This window comes from Brevibacillus reuszeri, assembly GCF_001187725.1.
Lineage (GTDB): Bacteria > Bacillota > Bacilli > Brevibacillales > Brevibacillaceae > Brevibacillus > Brevibacillus reuszeri.
On record NZ_LGIQ01000009.1, the window covers coordinates 130,409 to 145,977 of the forward strand.

At 47.3% G+C, this 15,569-nt stretch carries 18 protein-coding genes and 1 riboswitch; of the genes, 15 read left to right on the forward strand and 3 right to left on the reverse strand.

Annotated features, from left to right (window positions below):
* Nucleotides 1–115: 115 nt before the first annotated feature.
* Nucleotides 116–340, reverse strand: coding sequence for a hypothetical protein (locus ADS79_RS15200; protein ID WP_049739285.1), 225 nt, complete (start codon nucleotides 338–340; stop codon nucleotides 116–118).
* Between the two features lie 122 nt (nucleotides 341–462).
* On the opposite strand from ADS79_RS15200, the gene ADS79_RS15205 reads away from it, so the two are divergent.
* From ADS79_RS15205 to ADS79_RS15225, 5 genes are all read left to right on the forward strand, one after another.
* A complete protein-coding gene (locus tag ADS79_RS15205) occupies nucleotides 463–2,145 on the forward strand; it encodes a glycerol-3-phosphate dehydrogenase/oxidase (RefSeq protein WP_049739286.1) in 1,683 nt (560 codons plus the stop codon).
* A 310-nt stretch (nucleotides 2,146–2,455) separates the two neighbouring features.
* Nucleotides 2,456–3,925, forward strand: coding sequence for a M81 family metallopeptidase (locus ADS79_RS15210; RefSeq protein WP_049739287.1), 1,470 nt, complete (start codon nucleotides 2,456–2,458; stop codon nucleotides 3,923–3,925).
* A gap of 136 nt (nucleotides 3,926–4,061) precedes the next feature.
* Nucleotides 4,062–4,880, forward strand: coding sequence for a GNAT family N-acetyltransferase (locus ADS79_RS15215; protein WP_049739288.1), 819 nt, complete (start codon nucleotides 4,062–4,064; stop codon nucleotides 4,878–4,880).
* Nucleotides 4,881–4,948: 68 nt separating this feature from the next.
* Nucleotides 4,949–6,373, forward strand: a complete 1,425-nt coding sequence (locus ADS79_RS15220) for a serine hydrolase domain-containing protein (RefSeq protein ID WP_049739289.1) — start codon at nucleotides 4,949–4,951, stop codon at nucleotides 6,371–6,373.
* A gap of 25 nt (nucleotides 6,374–6,398) precedes the next feature.
* Nucleotides 6,399–7,235, forward strand: coding sequence for a M55 family metallopeptidase (locus ADS79_RS15225; protein ID WP_049739290.1), 837 nt, complete (start codon nucleotides 6,399–6,401; stop codon nucleotides 7,233–7,235).
* A 125-nt stretch (nucleotides 7,236–7,360) separates the two neighbouring features.
* On the opposite strand, the gene ADS79_RS34385 is transcribed toward ADS79_RS15225, so the two are convergent.
* Nucleotides 7,361–7,579, reverse strand: a complete 219-nt coding sequence (locus tag ADS79_RS34385) for a hypothetical protein (RefSeq protein WP_084765894.1) — start codon at nucleotides 7,577–7,579, stop codon at nucleotides 7,361–7,363.
* Between the two features lie 72 nt (nucleotides 7,580–7,651).
* A complete protein-coding gene (locus ADS79_RS15235; protein ID WP_049739292.1) occupies nucleotides 7,652–8,647 on the reverse strand; it encodes a glycerophosphodiester phosphodiesterase family protein in 996 nt (331 codons plus the stop codon).
* 166 nt (nucleotides 8,648–8,813) lie between these two features.
* On the opposite strand from ADS79_RS15235, the gene ADS79_RS15240 reads away from it, so the two are divergent.
* From ADS79_RS15240 to nrdE, 10 genes are all read left to right on the forward strand, one after another.
* Entirely contained in the window at nucleotides 8,814–9,059 is a 246-nt protein-coding gene (locus tag ADS79_RS15240) for a hypothetical protein (RefSeq protein ID WP_049739293.1), read from the forward strand.
* Nucleotides 9,060–9,080: 21 nt separating this feature from the next.
* Nucleotides 9,081–9,431 (forward strand): DUF952 domain-containing protein, encoded by a 351-nt coding sequence (locus tag ADS79_RS15245; RefSeq protein WP_049739294.1) that lies wholly within the window; start codon nucleotides 9,081–9,083, stop codon nucleotides 9,429–9,431.
* Between the two features lie 75 nt (nucleotides 9,432–9,506).
* The gene (gene tlp / locus ADS79_RS15250) at nucleotides 9,507–9,734 is read left to right on the forward strand and encodes a small acid-soluble spore protein Tlp (protein ID WP_174769651.1); all 228 of its coding nucleotides are present in this window, start codon (nucleotides 9,507–9,509) and stop codon (nucleotides 9,732–9,734) included.
* Nucleotides 9,735–9,860: 126 nt separating this feature from the next.
* Nucleotides 9,861–10,973 (forward strand): tRNA 2-thiouridine(34) synthase MnmA, encoded by a 1,113-nt coding sequence (mnmA, locus tag ADS79_RS15255; protein ID WP_049739296.1) that lies wholly within the window; start codon nucleotides 9,861–9,863, stop codon nucleotides 10,971–10,973.
* A 20-nt stretch (nucleotides 10,974–10,993) separates the two neighbouring features.
* Nucleotides 10,994–11,326: a hypothetical protein gene (locus ADS79_RS15260; protein WP_049739297.1), complete on the forward strand. Its 333-nt coding sequence runs from the start codon at nucleotides 10,994–10,996 to the stop codon at nucleotides 11,324–11,326.
* Nucleotides 11,327–11,357: 31 nt separating this feature from the next.
* Nucleotides 11,358–11,870 (forward strand): ACT domain-containing protein, encoded by a 513-nt coding sequence (locus tag ADS79_RS15265; protein ID WP_049739298.1) that lies wholly within the window; start codon nucleotides 11,358–11,360, stop codon nucleotides 11,868–11,870.
* A 144-nt stretch (nucleotides 11,871–12,014) separates the two neighbouring features.
* Nucleotides 12,015–12,248, forward strand: coding sequence for a hypothetical protein (locus ADS79_RS34950; protein ID WP_141261161.1), 234 nt, complete (start codon nucleotides 12,015–12,017; stop codon nucleotides 12,246–12,248).
* Nucleotides 12,245–12,583 (forward strand): DUF2085 domain-containing protein, encoded by a 339-nt coding sequence (locus ADS79_RS15270; RefSeq protein WP_049739299.1) that lies wholly within the window; start codon nucleotides 12,245–12,247, stop codon nucleotides 12,581–12,583. The genes ADS79_RS34950 and ADS79_RS15270 overlap by 4 nt, the downstream gene beginning before the upstream one ends.
* 61 nt (nucleotides 12,584–12,644) lie before the next feature.
* A riboswitch (cobalamin riboswitch) is annotated at nucleotides 12,645–12,846 on the forward strand.
* A gap of 224 nt (nucleotides 12,847–13,070) precedes the next feature.
* On the forward strand, nucleotides 13,071–13,430 hold the full coding sequence (gene nrdI, locus ADS79_RS15275; protein ID WP_049739300.1) for a class Ib ribonucleoside-diphosphate reductase assembly flavoprotein NrdI: 360 nt from the start codon (nucleotides 13,071–13,073) through the stop codon (nucleotides 13,428–13,430).
* Nucleotides 13,417–15,501 (forward strand): class 1b ribonucleoside-diphosphate reductase subunit alpha, encoded by a 2,085-nt coding sequence (nrdE, locus tag ADS79_RS15280; protein ID WP_049739301.1) that lies wholly within the window; start codon nucleotides 13,417–13,419, stop codon nucleotides 15,499–15,501. The genes nrdI and nrdE overlap by 14 nt, the downstream gene beginning before the upstream one ends.
* Nucleotides 15,502–15,569 lie beyond the last annotated feature (68 nt).

Consider the following 15,569-nt stretch of genomic DNA (forward strand, 5'->3'; position numbering starts at 1 on the left):
TTTTCTCTCCACTTCCAACTTTGACCCTTATATGGGTCCCTTTTTTTGTTCATGAACGAATGATCTGGGAAGAAGTGGAGGTACTCTTTCTCGGTAACTGGTAAAATGAAGTTGACTATTGGGGATAAGGCTTGCCGTCTCCTTTAAACAGCTTGCTAACCATTCCGTAGAGCTTGGCAGGCATGGTAGGGAAGACAAAGGAGTATTGATTGGCTCCTTGCTTTAAAAGTGCGACGGGAGCTTCTAGCGTATAAGGAATTTTCATCAGATCGAGCATTTTTTTGTATTCTTCAACCATGGAATGATCGACGGTGTAATAAAATGATTTCGAAGACTTCATGGGCACACACTCCTTTTCCATATTGTAGCATACCTGGTGAGTATCATTAAAAACCAGTTTATCTATGTTTGTATGGTTTTTGTTAAGCAAGAGAAAGGTTTTTGCCTGGAGGGAGAAAAGCAATGCTGACACGTTTTTCGGCTGCGAATCGGACGGAGCTCCTGCAGAGAATGGCGATGCAAGAATTAGAAGTGCTCGTCATCGGCGGGGGAATTACTGGAGCGGGTATTGCACTGGATGCTGCACTGCGTGGAGTACAAATCGGACTGATTGAACAAAATGACTTCGGTTCGGGTACAAGCAGCCGCTCAACGAAGCTTATTCATGGTGGACTGCGTTATCTGAAGCAGGGAGACATCAAGCTCGTTCAAGAAGTGGGACGAGAACGAGCTATCTTGTATAAAAATGCACCTCATCTGGTTGTCGCTGCCCCTATGCTCTTGCCGATCTACCGCAAAGGAACATATGGGTACTGGGCATCTTCTGTCGGCTTGTATATATATGATTGGCTGGCGGGTGTGCAGCGCAGCGAGCGGCGAAAGATGCTGAACAAAGAAGAGGCGCTTCAGCTGGAGCCGCTTTTAAACCCAGATGGGTTAAAAGGTGCTGGTTATTACTATGAGTACCGCACAGATGATGCGAGACTGACGATCGATATTATGAAAACAGCGTTTCAACACGGAGCAGCGATTGTCAACTATGCAAAAATGACAGAGTTTCTTTATAAAGATAATCGGGTAGTGGGTGTAAAGGTCGTAGATCGCATCACGGATGAGGTCTATTCTATTTATGCCAAGCAAATTGTCAATGCATCAGGCCCGTGGGTGGATAGTGTACGTCAATTAGACGGGAGCCTTTCGGGAAAACGATTATTTTTAACCAAAGGGGTACATCTCGTTGTAGCAAAAGAACGCCTGCCAATACGCCAATCAGCGTATTTTGACACACCGGATGGGCGTATGATCTTTGTCATACCCCGAGGAGATATCACCTACATAGGAACGACAGATACTGCCTATCGTCTGGAGATGGATCAGCTACGCACGACCGAGCAAGATCGCGATTATTTGCTTCGAGCTGTTAATGCCATGTTTCCAGAAGGAAAACTGGGTATCGAGGACGTATGCTCGCATTGGGCAGGAGTGCGTCCGCTGATTTACCAGGAAGGGAAAGGGCCATCCGAGTTATCAAGAAAGGATGAAGTGATTGTTTCTTCATCAGGGTTGATTACGATTGCGGGTGGGAAGCTGACGGGATTTCGCAAAATGGCCCAGAAAGTCATGAATCTGGTCACCAGCGAGCTGACGCAAAAGTCGGGGAAGCAATTCAAGCCATGCACGACGGATCAGGTAATCGTCACGGGTGGAGATCGAATGGGGCATCATGATTACGCTGCTTGCAAAAAGGACTTGAGGGAGCAAGGAATTGCACGAGGGGTGGATGCAGTTACGGCAACAGAGTGGGTGGAGCTGTACGGAACCAATGTACAGCACGTATTCAACCGATTAGGCGCGGTTAGAAAAAAAGGGGAAGGAGTCAGCCAGGAGCAACTCCTGCGCGCGCAGATTGCCTATGCGGTGGAGGAGGAAATGACGACGACGGCGGTCGACTTCCTGAGGCTGCGAACGGGCTGGACATACTTCCAACTGAAAAAGGCGGAAGCGAACGCAGAACAAGTCATTCGATTAATGGGGGATGCCTTGGGGTGGGGTGAGAATGAACGTGCACAGCAACGAGTCGAAGTGGCTGAGCTGCTGGATACGATTTATACACTTCCTAGAAGTGAGGAAGAGTACAACGAGTGAGGAATGCTCTGATTTGACCGCAATGGAAAAGAATGGACAGAATAACCACCTCAAACCGCCAAGAAAGGTGGTTTTTTTGTGTGAAAAACCTAATGAATTGTATCTCAAGTGTGGAGCATATTTCCTTCATGAAGCATCGAAAAACTTTTACAAGAAAAATAACGTAATAGTATATATTTTCAGAATAAAATATTGTGGTTTTTGGGCCCAACGCTTATAATTCAACTAGAGTAACAACTTCAGACATAGGTATTTTTTAAAGTATAAACTTCAAAAAGGTGAAATCGTGAATTCGGGAGGATGAACCAATATGAGAATTGTCATAGCGGAGGTTATGCACGAAACGAACACATTCTCAAACGTCCCTACTACTCGCGAACTGTTTGAGCTGTGGGAGTGGGCGAAGGGAGACGAAATCCTGAAAGCGCACAGCGGGGTTCGGGATTTTCTCGGGGGAATGATTGAGAAGGCACGTCAGCGGGACATCGAAGTAGTAGGTGCATTTGCCACCAATGCCTATCCGGCAGGTACGATTACAAAAGAAACATTTGATTCATTGCAGCAAGAATTGCTCGCAGGAATGGAAGCAGCAGGAAAAGTGGACGCCATTTGTTTATCGCTGCATGGTGCTGGTGTTGCAGAAGGTGTTGATGATTTGGAAGGTGCGCTGCTAAAAGCGGTTCGCCAGCAAGTCGGTTATGACATTCCTTTGATCGTAACGCTCGATTTACATGCAAATGTTACGGACGTGATGATCACGGAGGCAGATATTTTGCTGGGTGTCCATCTCTATCCACACACCGATTGCTACGAACGCGGTCTCGAAGCGGTTGAGCTTGCCGAGCAGATGGTGAAGGGTGAGCTGAAGCCGCGTATGTATCGTGCGACTCTGCCGCTGATCATTCCTCCTTCCACAACGAATCTGTCCCCTGCCAAGGATATAAATGAAGCATGTTACAAGTGGGAACGGGAACCGGGCATGATTGATTGTGCGTTCTTTCACGGTTTTCCATACACAGATATTCCCGAGCTGGGCGTAACCGTCGTTGCCGTTGCGAACAACGATGAAGAACTAGCAAAACGAGCCGCTATGGATGTGGCTGATTTGATTTGGAACAAACGCGAGGAGTTCGCTCCGAAGGTATTGTCACCGAAAGAGGGACTTGAGCTGGCAAAAGCGGCTACTGCGTTCCCTGTCGTGTTGAACGAAACATCCGATAATCCTGGAGGCGGCACACCAGGAGATGGAACGTATTTGTTGCGTGCAATGCTGGAAGCTGATCTGCAAGATGCCTGCTTCGGCTTTATTTACGATCCGGAAGTTGCAGCATATGCGCATGAACAAGGCGTTGGCGCGACGATTGAGGTGAAGCTTGGCGGCAAGACGGATAAACTCCATGGAGAGCCAATCGCATTAACGGCCTATGTAAAGTCATTAACGGATGGAAAGTTTATTGTCTCCTCGCCAATGGGCGAAGGCACGCCTACGAATCTAGGAAAATCAGTCCGCCTTCAGGCAAATGGCGTAGATATTCTTGTCTGTTCCGTGAAAACGCAGGTACTGGATGAACAAGTCTTTCTCCTTCACGGTATCGATGTTACGCAATCCAAGATCGTTTGCTTGAAATCTAGCCAACACTTCCGAGCCAGCTTTGAACCCATCAGCGCAGAAATCATTACTGTAGACTCTCCAGGACTGACTACTTTACTTGTCCAGACATTTGATTATCAACGCTTGAACCGACCTATTTATCCGCTTGATCCTGTCGTTCGTTCCTAGTGCGATGGATGATTTCCCTTTATGCAAAATGAAAAGGCTTCTTTCGCTATAGGTGGAAGGAGCTGATTTTCATGTATGAACGGGACAGTGGAAACAAAGAAGATCCAGAGAGATATAAGGTAGAGGAGAGAGAGTCATGCGGACAGACGCCTTAGAATATCGTATACTGACAACCGCCATCGAGATGGCAGAAATGGAAGATTTGCAACGACGAATTTGGGGAGAGACCAGCGTTTCTCCTGTTCCTCAGCTGATGGCTGCCATCCACAATGGGGGAGTAGTGATTGCGGCTTATCATGATGAGAAGCCAGTCGGCTTTTGCTATGGCTTTGCAGGCTTCAAACAGGGAAAGGCTCACCTGTGCTCCCATATGCTGGGGATTTTGCCGGAGTATCGAGATTGGGGAATTGGCAGGCAGCTCAAGCTCAGCCAGCGTGAATGGGCGATCAGTAATGGATATGAAAAAATGACCTGGACTTACGATCCGCTTGAAGCGCGTAATGCGTATTTAAATTTGTGCAAGCTGGGTGGAGTGGTTCGAACTTATTTGGATACCTACTATGGAGACATGGGGGATGGAATTAACAAAGGATTGCCGACAGATCGCTTTCTATTGGAATGGGATTTGAAATCGGAGCGTGTGGCAAGTTGTTTAAATGGGGCAGTAATCGATCAAGCGGTGTGGAGAGAGTATCCTTGCGTGCTTGATTGGGAATTGAGTGAGGGGCAACCGCGTCCTGTTGAACGACAAGGACTGGGGGAGCATGATGGAGTCCTGTTTTCGGTCCCTGTCGCGATTCAACAGCTGAAGCAAGAGCATCTCGCTATCGCATTGGAGTGGCGATTGGCTTTGCGTAGCGTATTTAAGAAAGCGTTTGCAGATGGGTATGTGCTCGTTGGACTACTGAAAAGCGATAACCCTGTACATGCTTATGTACTCGAAAGAAGGGCGTAGGGGGAAGCGTGACAGGAAACAAAGATAAAAATGAGGAAGTAACGAGAAGAACAAAAGGAGGCGTTAGGATGAAAACGAATGAGTGGGAAGCGTCATTTGAAGCATATGCCCAAAAGCTGATCAATGAGTTTCAAGTACCTGGAGCAATCGTTGCTGTAGCCAAAGAGGGTGAGCTTCTTTATGAAAAAACATTCGGTTATCGCGATCGGGAAGAAAAAGCGCCGATTGATCTCGATACCGTATTCGGCATCGGTTCCATCACGAAGTCATTCACGTGCTTGGCGATTATGCAGCTGCAAGAGGAAGGCAAGCTCTCCATACATGATCCTGTTGTCACTTATTTACCGGAGTTTCGTACCCGGGATGAAGCACACACCAAGGCGGTTACTATTCATCATTTCATGACGCATTCACCTGGTCTACCTCCTCTTCCGGCTCTTATTCCTGCGATGCTGCCAAGCTTGAAAGCAGACCCGACGGCTGAAGAATTATTAAAACAGTTTGAAAAGGATTGCAAAGAACCGATTGATACTTATGAACAGCTGATGACGTATATTGCCGAGCACCCATATGAACTCCTGGGACCACCAGGGACCGAATTCAGCTATTGCAACGAAGCGTACGGCTTGCTTGGCGCAATCATTGAGCGTGTAAGTGGGAAAAAGTACGAAGAGTATGTGCAAGAGCACATCTTGCAACCACTTGGGATGGATCGATCTGTTTTTTACGTGGAGGAGCTGGGTGCGGATGACAATTGCACCATGTTATACACTCCACGTGTGAAAGATGGCGTGCGTGAAGCGTTGCGTGCCCCAGGATGGTGGGATTCCCCTTCAATGCTTGCGGCTGGTTTTCTCAAATCTACCGCACGTGACATGCTTCGCTATGCAGATGTGTATCGGACAGGGGGGGCCTCGGGTGATGTTAGAGTGATTTCGGAGGTAAGTGCTACGCAAATGACTGCCCCACATATCAAGACCGATTTGGTCCGCAGCTATGGTTATGGACTCGGAACCCAATCATTCCATGAAAAATATACCTTGATCCAGCATACAGGTGGCTTAAAAGGGATTACATCGGTGATGTTCATCATTCCAGAGGCGGGGTTAACGGGGGTTGTATTGACCAACGTGGATGATGCACCGATTTCAAACTTGGTTCTGGGATTACTAAACAGCTTGTTTGATCGCCCGTTGGAAACGCCGTTAGTGACCTTTGCTACTTATGAGGCGCCACTTGCTCAGCTGCAGGAAAGCCACGGTACGTATAAATCTGGTGAGGGCGATGAGGTGAAAATCCGCTTTGATGAAGAGAACAAGCAACTAGTACTCGCTGCGGGGGGTGAGGCTCTGCCTCTGCGACCAATTGGTGAGGATTCGTTTTTGCTCAACCGCAATAACATAGATATGCAAGTCCGTTTTGTAAGGAATTCGGAAGGACAGGTCAAGCGCTTCGTGATGGGTGGCCGCCAGATGCCGAAAGTAGAAGCGTAGATCATAATCAGGAGGTGATCTTAGAATGAAGGTGTTTATTTCGTTAGATATGGAAGGGATTTCTGGCTTGAGCGAGTGGGAGGATGTCATCCCTGGCCGCAGGCATTACGAGGCAGGGCGACGTCTGCTGACGCAGGATGTGAACGCGGCAATTGAAGGGGCGCTTGAGGCGGGTGCTACTCAAATCGTCGTCAATGAATCTCATGGACCGATGACGAATATCATTTTGGAAGAGTTGCATCCCCAGGCAGATGTGATTCGCGGGTTTTTCAAACCGCTGTGCATGATGCAAGGGATCGATCATAGCTTCGATGCGGCTTTCTTTGTTGGCTATCATGGGAAAGCAGGCACGGGAGATGCGGTGCTCAATCACACGCTGTCTGGTCTGGCTATACATCGACTTGTTCTAAATGGCAAAGAGGTCGGGGAGGCAGGTCTAAATGCGGCCGTAGCAGGGGCTTTCGGTGTTCCGGTTGTGTTGGTAACCGGCGACTCTCAAACGGCGCAGGAAGTAGAAGTGGATATACCAGGTGTCTTTACCGTAGCTGTGAAAACAGGGATCACTGGTTTGTCTTCACAGTCCATTCATCCAGTACGGGCACGGGAAATGATACGCGATCAGGCAAAAGTCTCTTTGCTGCAACGCAGCAGCGTTCAGCCGATCGCACAAAGAACTGAAAATACCATCGAAGTGGAGTTTACAAAGTCGCAGTTTGCTACTGCGGTTAGCTGGATGCCAGGAATCGAGCTGGTTGAAGGGCGCACGATTCGCTTTCATTCTCAGGATATCGTGAGCATGATGCCTGTTCTGCAAGCGATGCTCTTGATTACTGGACAAGTAAACCGAATGATTACGGGGTAACAAAAATCAATATGTGCTAGCAAAAAGAAAATGCAGCTCCTTTTTAGTAGAAAGGGGGCTGCATTTTTTTGTGGAAGTATACTGATTGTGGAGTGAGGCTGAAATCACGACTGTTAAACGGTCGTTTAACTGCTAAAAAAGCTACGGCTGGAGCGCTTTTTCTTGTAGTGAGAGCTTCCATAAGAGGAATGTCCCTGTCCATGATAAGAACCATGACTCTTCCGGTGCTTATCGTCGCTGCTACTGAACTTGCGATGTCTGTAGTCGCTACTGCTGTATTTCCGATACTTGCTGGTGGAAGACGAGTGATTACCAAGAAGATTACCCAATAGCTTTTTTAACATTCCAATCACTCCTTACATATGTATATTAGCGTATACGAATATGATTGACACAAGTTTCAGTTTTGGCTGTGATTATTTTGCATGGATGACCGGTCCTATCCGATCAATCCGATTGGTCCAAATCAGTCCGGAGAAGCCAGCAGGTACGTTGGCTAAATCCTCTACGCTATCGAACCCGCGGGAAAAGTCGCCGCTACCGGCAACGAGTACAACTCTTGTTTGATTGCGTTCCATTCTTTCCATGAAGCGGTTTGGCCAACCCCACAGCCACGGTGCGATTTGGTCGGGAATGTGCAGCTGTGTTTGCTCGCATGCTTGTGGTATGTAACCTGTCCAGCCAATCGCCATATAGGGGATCAGGCAGCTTTTCAGGGTAGCTTTGGACATGACGCGCATCTCGGGTAATATTTTGTGAAGGTCCTCAATTGGTTTATCGCCACCGTAAACGGTGAGGGTTGCCAAGCGTTCCGTTGGCAAGGTAGATAAATAGTTCGCGAGCTGCTGACCTTCATTTGGATCATTGCTTTTCACATGGATCAACAAAGAGCGATCCGGGAATGCTTGGAGCACCTCGGATAGAGAGGGCATCATACCGATGCCTTTACCGCGAAACGGGAAGGTTTTCCCTCCGTCAGCCGTGTATTTGTAGCCGATATCGAGCTTTTGCAGCTCCGCTAATGAAAAATCGCGTGTGACTCCTTTTCCATTCGTGCGGCAACCAAGCGTCCAGTCATGAAAAATGGCAAACTGCCCATCCTTGGTTGGTTGGACATCGAGCTCGACTACGTCCGCACCTGCGTCAAAGGCAGCACGCATGGAAGCGATGGTATTTTCCAAATAAGGGTGCTCAGGCGGGTAAATTTGTTCAGCCGTGCAGGTTTCATCCGTAATTCCTTCCATAGGAAAGGTCTGTGCCATCCCTCGATGAGCCAAAAGCAGCGGTGAGCCCGTAGCCTTTTGGGCAAAATAAGAGCTGTTGGTAAAGGTAACGAAGAAGAGAAAAGCAACCAGTATCCAAAGCGGTTTATGCTTGAACCATGATTTTCGCGGTTTATGGTCTAGTGACATGGTAGGTTAGCCTCCTAACTGTTCTTCTGCAGTTTGTGTTGTGATTCTACCAAAGCAAGTGTAGAAAGGGAAACCTTTTTGCACGACAAGGGCTTGGCAGCATTCAAAAAGACTGGCAAAATATACGAGAGAAAAGATGATTAGGACGAAGACGCAGGGAGGTTCCATGAAAATAGCGCTGCACCAAATCGCCTATCAAATCGGGATGCACCCTACCGAAATGGCTAAGCTCGTTTTTGAGGGCGAAGTCACAGGAGAAGTGCCTGACCGAAATCCACAAGCAAAAGACGCGTGGGTTGATCTTCACTCCCTGAGTAATTTTATTCAATGGAGATTTGATCAGGGGCACTTTGATAAAATGTTTTACGACAAAGCGATGCGTCACATTAACAAATACATGCCAATCCGGTAGGGATGAAGAGGAGACCAAAGAATGGATATCATCATTTATTGCATGGTTCCCAAAACGTATTGGGAGCAGTGGGAAAAGCGGGAGCACTATTTACCGCGAGATTATGAGCAAGAAGGCTTTATTCATGCTACCAAAGGGGACGAGCTGCTTGAGATTGTAGCGGATCGTGTTTATCCTTCCTTTGACGGGGAGCTGTTGGTGCTCGTTGTGGACGAGACCAAAACCACTTCTCCAATCAAGTACGAGCAGGCAAAGGACGGTTTGCTCTACCCGCACATCTATGGTCCGCTCAATCACGACGCGATCATCGATATCAAATCGATGCAACGAACAGACGGACATTGGAAGCTCGGAGCTTCTATTCGCTTCTAATTCATACATAAATCATTCCAGTATCGCGCACAATGTATGGGGTAGTACCTACATATCGTGATGCGAAGGAGTGCTATTTACATGCCGAAACCGGATGATCGTTCAGACAACGTAGAAAAGCTGCAAGAAATGCTACAAAATACGGAAGAGAGTATTCGCGAATCAGAGGATTACCTTTCTGCTCATGCTGGCGAGATTTCAGCTGAGGAAAAAGCGAACATTGAAGCGAAAAATCAACGTCGCGAAGAAAGTATCGATGGATTTCGTTCGGAAATTCAGGATGAGTCCTCGGAGCAATCATAGGATTGCAAACGTCTGTTGCCCTAAAAGCAACAGGCGTTTTTTGTTTAAAGTGCAACAAAACATGATTTGTTTCGAGAAACATGGTAATCTGTTAGTGGTACAATTTGAGAATAGAGGAGAAAGACCATGAAACGACCAGAAGATACACGCGTCGTTGTCGGCATGTCTGGCGGCGTCGACTCCTCCGTGACGGCTTACCTGCTGAAAGAGCAGGGATATGACGTCATCGGCATCTTCATGAAAAACTGGGATGATACCGATGAATTCGGCCACTGCACGGCGGAAGATGATTTCCAGGATGTCCGGCGCGTCTGTGAACAGATTGGTATTCCGTATTACACTGTAAATTTTGAAAAAGAATACATGGATAAAGTATTCCAGTATTTTTTGGATGAATATAAACGAGGTCGCACCCCTAATCCTGATGTCATGTGTAACCGTGAGATCAAATTTGGTGAACTGCTGGGTAAGGTAATGGATTTGGGCGCCGACTATATTGCCACAGGCCACTACGCTCAGGTGAAGCACGTCGATGGCGAGTATAAGCTGATCCGCGGAGTAGATAACAACAAGGATCAAACCTACTTCCTGAACGTGCTGGGACAGGAGCAGTTGTCCAAGACGATGTTCCCAATCGGTCATCTGCCGAAGCCAAAGGTTCGGGAAATTGCAGAGCAAGCGGGACTATACACAGCCAAGAAAAAGGACAGTACGGGCATCTGCTTCATTGGTGAACGGAATTTCCGCGACTTTTTGCAAAATTATCTCCCTGCGAAGCCTGGCAACATCGAGTCCGTCGATGGCGCAGTGATCGGCAAACATGATGGATTAATGTATTATACGCTCGGTCAACGTCAAGGACTGGGGATCGGTGGCGGGCATGGATCGAGCGGACAACCATGGTTTGTAGTCGATAAGGACCTGGAGCGCAATGCTTTGATCGTTGGCGAGGGGTCAGATCATCCCCGTCTGTATTCGAGCAGTCTGTTGGCTACAGATGTGAGCTGGGTGAGTGCAAAGCAGCCATCATCTACATTTACTTGTACGGCAAAGTTTCGCTATCGTCAGCCAGATCAGGGAGTCACGGTTCACTTGTTGGAGAATCAACAAGTGGAGGTCGTATTTGACCAACCGCAAAAAGCTGTGACACCGGGCCAAGCCGTTGTCTTTTATGACGGTGAGGTTTGTTTGGGTGGTGGCACAATAGATAAAGTGCGTTTAATCGATAAAGAGAAATAGGTTGACGGGGGAATCGCTTGGTGGATGCAACAAAAAAATCGAAAATCATTATTGCTTCCTTTTTGGCAGGAGCAGTATTATTGGCTATTGTAGCAGTATTGGGCATGTCTTCGACCAATGAAGAGCATATTGCGACGATTCAGCAGGTGATCCAGAAGCAAGGCGGGGTAATCGCTGCAAAAGGCATTACCGTTGTTCCGTTAGACGAAAGTCCATTCGAAAACAGCGGGAAAGGGAATACGATTTATCGTATTTACTACACCAAGGATGGGCAAAATCTGACGGCATGGTTCCGCTCTGAGAACCATTCCTCTATCAAAAAAGAACCGGAAGAGTGGATTCTTCCTAAGTAAGCACATCGACTGGGAGAGTGAGGATATCGCCATGACCGAAATTGCTGGATTGCGTGAGCTTGCAGGGTTGATTAGACGTCTGGAGCCCGAACTGTCGGGGGCTTCGATCAGTATTCTTGCTCACGAAAATAGAGAAGAAATCACAAAACAACTGCTCGAAGGACTAGGTGAGCGTGTCTCTGTCCAGAACAGTGCCGGGGAATATGCCAATCATCTTGCTGTGATACGTGTCGGAGCCAATAAATACACAATCGCACAGGATTGGCGAGAGGTTTATATCAGTGAAATCAACTACTGCTTCTGCCGCATTCATCCGGGAGCGCACGGGCTTTTGGTGCATCATACTGACTACCCCGGAGTGATCTATGATGTTTCGAGAAAGCTGGCCGATTACGAGATCAACATCTCCAAGATGAATGTTTCTCGTGAGCAAAAAGGGAAAAATGCGTTGCTCATTTCCGTTACCGATGAGGAAATCACGCCAACCGTTGTGTCTGCCATCGAAGAGCTACCCCAAATCAATAAAGTTATCTCCCTTCAGTAATTCGTAAGGGGCGCAAAAGGACGCCGCCTGCAGCGTGTGGGCGGCTTTTTTGTGTTTGCCACCAAGTAATTTGGAGAGCAAAGGGACAACCTATAGATGTTATGTCTCCTGTAGACGATAGAAAAGGCATAAGGAGTATCAGGTATGTTCTATCTATTGCTCATGGCTGTGTTGATTTGTGTGATTTCAGGTGTTGGACTGCTTGCCAATCGAGTCATTCTGTGGGGAACGATATTGATCCTGGGCGGTTTGGGCTTGCTAGTGGTGATGACTAAAAGGTATCGATCGAGAGTGCGCAGCAGCTGCGACTGCATGCCTGACCTTCCTTGTCTGGAATGCCATACCCCGGATTGTCTGGAGTGTGGTGGACACTCATGAGAATCGCCAAAGCCCTGTCGTTTCTCTCTTTCATTCCCTGCCACCGCTTGCCATCTCGTTCTATTTACTTGAATGGTAAACAAATTCCGCTATGCGCTCGGTGCATGGCTATCTTACTTGGCTATCTAATGTTACCGGCACTCTTTTTGATGCCGCTGCCCTTTTTGGTAGGGGTCTTATTGCAAGTGCCGATGCTGGCAGATGGGTTCACACAATACAAGAAGTGGCGAGAGTCAACGAACTGGCTGCGAGTGGTTACTGGGCTTCTCAGTGGGGTAGGTCAGGGTGTGATAGTCGTCTCGGTAGTCAATTTTCTAGTAGAATCGCTATCCTAACAGAACTTGCTCTTAATGCTTGACTACTACGATATATTGAGGTAAAGTAAGTTTTACCAACTACATATTGATGCGGATAGGTGTTTGTCAACTAGATTTGGCAGACTTAATAGGGAAGTCGGTGAGAATCCGACGCGGTCCCGCCACTGTAAGGAGAGAGTTCCATAGAAGGGAATGCCACTGATTGATTTACGTCGATTGGGAAGGCCAAATGGAACGTTTGGATCTCAAGCCAGGAGACCTGCCTAACCGTTGACACACAGTAGTACCTACGGGAGATAGGGAAGTGTTCGAGCGCTCAATTCGCTTGCGAATTGAAATGATCTGGTATCATTATGCGCATTCGACATTTTAAACGTCGGATGCGTTTTTCATTTGTACATATAGGATTTCATAAGGGACAACCTCAGCGACCTGTAAAAAAAAGATGGCGTACGCCAGGTTTTCCAAGATGGACGAAATATCTACGCAGTAAAGGATGAGGGACATGCTTATCGCTTTTGATTCAAAAACAGGAAATGTTCGCAGATTTGTTCAGAAGATTAATCTGCGCTATGTGGAAATTAATCCAGATATGGTGTTGGATGAGCCGTTCATCTTGGTGACATACACGACCGGGTTTGGGCAAGTTCCTGAAAAAGTGACGACATTCCTGAAAGCTAACCATTCCTTGCTGCGGGGAGTATCGGCAAGCGGGAACCGTAACTGGGGAACGAGCTTTGCCAAAAGTGCAGATACGATTGCAAATCTTTACGGTGTTCCGGTCATTTCTAAATTTGAACTGTCCGGTACAGGAAAAGATGTGGAACATTTTACGAGTGGGGTGGCAGCAATTGCGGCATATTGAATTGAACAACCAACTGATGCAGCGTGGAGAAGACGGATTTTTTCAGCTTGAAAAGGATCGGGAAGCCGTCGCTGATTTTATGAAAGAGGTTGAGGAGAAAACCTTGACTTTTGCAAGTGTCAAAGAGCGAATGGACTATTTGATCGATAACGACTATTACGAAAACGTCTATGACACGTACACGGAGTCGGAGGTAGAAGAAGTCTTCCGTTTGGCAAAGGACGCTTCCTTTCAATTTGCATCGTATATGGCCATCTCCAAGTTTTATAAAGATTACGCGCTGAAAACAAACGATAAATCGATGTACCTGGAGCAGTACTCGGACCGGGTGGCAATCGTCGCTCTATCCTTGGGACAGGGCAATTTCGAAAAAGCCAAGCGCTTGACAATTTCGATGATTGATCAGCGTCTACAGCCAGCGACGCCAACCTTTTTGAATGCTGGGAAAAGTCGACGCGGAGAAATGGTTTCCTGTTTCCTTCTCGAAATGGATGATTCCTTGAATTCAATTAACTATATCCTGGGTACGTGCATGCAGCTGTCCAAAATTGGCGGTGGCGTGGCAGTAAACCTGTCCAAGCTTCGCGGACGCGGCGAGCCGATCAAAGGCGTTGAGGGTGCAGCAAAAGGGGTTATGCCTGTACTCAAGCTGCTGGAGGATGCCTTCTCGTACGCGGACCAAATGGGTCAACGCAAAGGATCGGGAGCAGCGTATTACAACATTTTTGGCTGGGATATCAATGAGTTCCTCGATTGTAAAAAAATCAATGCAGATGAAAAATCACGAATCAAAACCTTGTCGATTGGCCTGATCGTACCGAACGTCTTTTACAGACTTGCAGAGGAAAACAAGCCTTTGACGGTGTTTGCTCCATACTCCGTGTACAAGGAATACGGCGTGCATATGGATGATCTGGATCTGGACGCGATGTACGATGAGCTGGTGGCTAACGATCGCATCAAGAAAAAAGTCGTGATGAGCGCACGGGACATGCTGACCAAAATCGCCATGATCCAGATGGAATCCGGCTATCCATACATCATGAATAAAACAAATGCGAACAAAGGGCATGCCTTGAAGGATATTGGGGCTGTCAAAATGTCGAACCTGTGCACAGAGATTTTTCAAATGCAGGAGACTTCCGATATCAAGAACTACGGCGAAATGGATATCATTCGCCGGGACATTAGCTGCAATCTGGCGTCACTGAACATTGCCAACGTCATGGAACGTAAAATGATCAAAGAATCCGTACATGAAGGCATCGAAGCCATCACATCGGTCAGTGACATGACAAAGGTAGAGAATGCTCCAGGCGTGCAAAAAGCGAATCGAGAGCTGCACTCTGTTGGACTCGGAGCTATGAACCTGAACGGCTATCTGGCAAAAAATAAAATCGCGTATGAAAGTGAAGAAGCAAAGGACTTTGTCCGGACGTTCTTCATGATGATGAACTTTTATTCACTAGAAATGAGCATGATGATTGCGAAAGAAAAAGGAACGACCTTCCTTGGCTTCGAACAGTCGGAATATGCAAAAGGTACGTATTTTGACAAATACGTAACGACTGATTATCAGCCACGTACGGCGAAAGGAAAGCTGCTCTTCGAAGGCATGTACATCCCGACAACCGAGGAGTGGGCTGACTTGAAGCAAAAGGTTCAAACGCATGGACTCTACCACGCATACCGATTGGCGATTGCACCAACGCAAAGCATTTCGTACATTCAAAACGCGACCTCCAGCGTTATGCCGATCGTGGAGCATATCGAGACCAGAACCTATGCGAATTCAACGACGTACTACCCGATGCCGTATTTGTCCCAGGAAAATTATTTTTACTATAAATCGGCGTACTCAATCGATCAGTTTAAAGTCATTGATCTGATCGCTGAAATTCAAGAGCATGTGGACCAGGGAATCTCGACAGTACTGCATGTAAACAGTAACATTTCGACCCGTGATCTGGCACGTTACTACATCTATGCGGCGAAAAAAGGACTCAAATCGCTCTACTACACACGCACCAAACATTTGACAGTAGAAGAGTGTATTAGCTGCGCGGTTTAACTATAATCGAATATCCACTCCTCCTCTCTCAATGGTAAAATGTTGAAAAAAGAGTGGGGGAGTAGGGT

Bases quoted from the DNA above. Each gene is read 5' to 3' on its own strand.
- ADS79_RS34385 (WP_084765894.1), bottom strand. From the start codon at position 7,579: ATGTTAAAAAAGCTATTGGGTAATCTTCTTGGTAATCACTCGTCTTCC.
- ADS79_RS15265 (WP_049739298.1), top strand. From the start codon at position 11,358: ATGACCGAAATTGCTGGATTGCGTGAGCTTGCAGGGTTGATTAGACGT.
- ADS79_RS15215 (WP_049739288.1), top strand. From the start codon at position 4,062: ATGCGGACAGACGCCTTAGAATATCGTATACTGACAACCGCCATCGAG.
- ADS79_RS15270 (WP_049739299.1), top strand. From the start codon at position 12,245: ATGAGAATCGCCAAAGCCCTGTCGTTTCTCTCTTTCATTCCCTGCCAC.
- ADS79_RS15210 (WP_049739287.1), top strand. From the start codon at position 2,456: ATGAGAATTGTCATAGCGGAGGTTATGCACGAAACGAACACATTCTCA.
- ADS79_RS15220 (WP_049739289.1), top strand. From the start codon at position 4,949: ATGAAAACGAATGAGTGGGAAGCGTCATTTGAAGCATATGCCCAAAAG.
- ADS79_RS15225 (WP_049739290.1), top strand. From the start codon at position 6,399: ATGAAGGTGTTTATTTCGTTAGATATGGAAGGGATTTCTGGCTTGAGC.
- ADS79_RS15200 (WP_049739285.1), bottom strand. From the start codon at position 340: ATGAAGTCTTCGAAATCATTTTATTACACCGTCGATCATTCCATGGTT.
- ADS79_RS15240 (WP_049739293.1), top strand. From the start codon at position 8,814: ATGAAAATAGCGCTGCACCAAATCGCCTATCAAATCGGGATGCACCCT.
- ADS79_RS34950 (WP_141261161.1), top strand. From the start codon at position 12,015: ATGTTCTATCTATTGCTCATGGCTGTGTTGATTTGTGTGATTTCAGGT.
- mnmA (WP_049739296.1), top strand. From the start codon at position 9,861: ATGAAACGACCAGAAGATACACGCGTCGTTGTCGGCATGTCTGGCGGC.
- ADS79_RS15205 (WP_049739286.1), top strand. From the start codon at position 463: ATGCTGACACGTTTTTCGGCTGCGAATCGGACGGAGCTCCTGCAGAGA.
- ADS79_RS15245 (WP_049739294.1), top strand. From the start codon at position 9,081: ATGGATATCATCATTTATTGCATGGTTCCCAAAACGTATTGGGAGCAG.
- ADS79_RS15235 (WP_049739292.1), bottom strand. From the start codon at position 8,647: ATGTCACTAGACCATAAACCGCGAAAATCATGGTTCAAGCATAAACCG.
- nrdI (WP_049739300.1), top strand. From the start codon at position 13,071: ATGCTTATCGCTTTTGATTCAAAAACAGGAAATGTTCGCAGATTTGTT.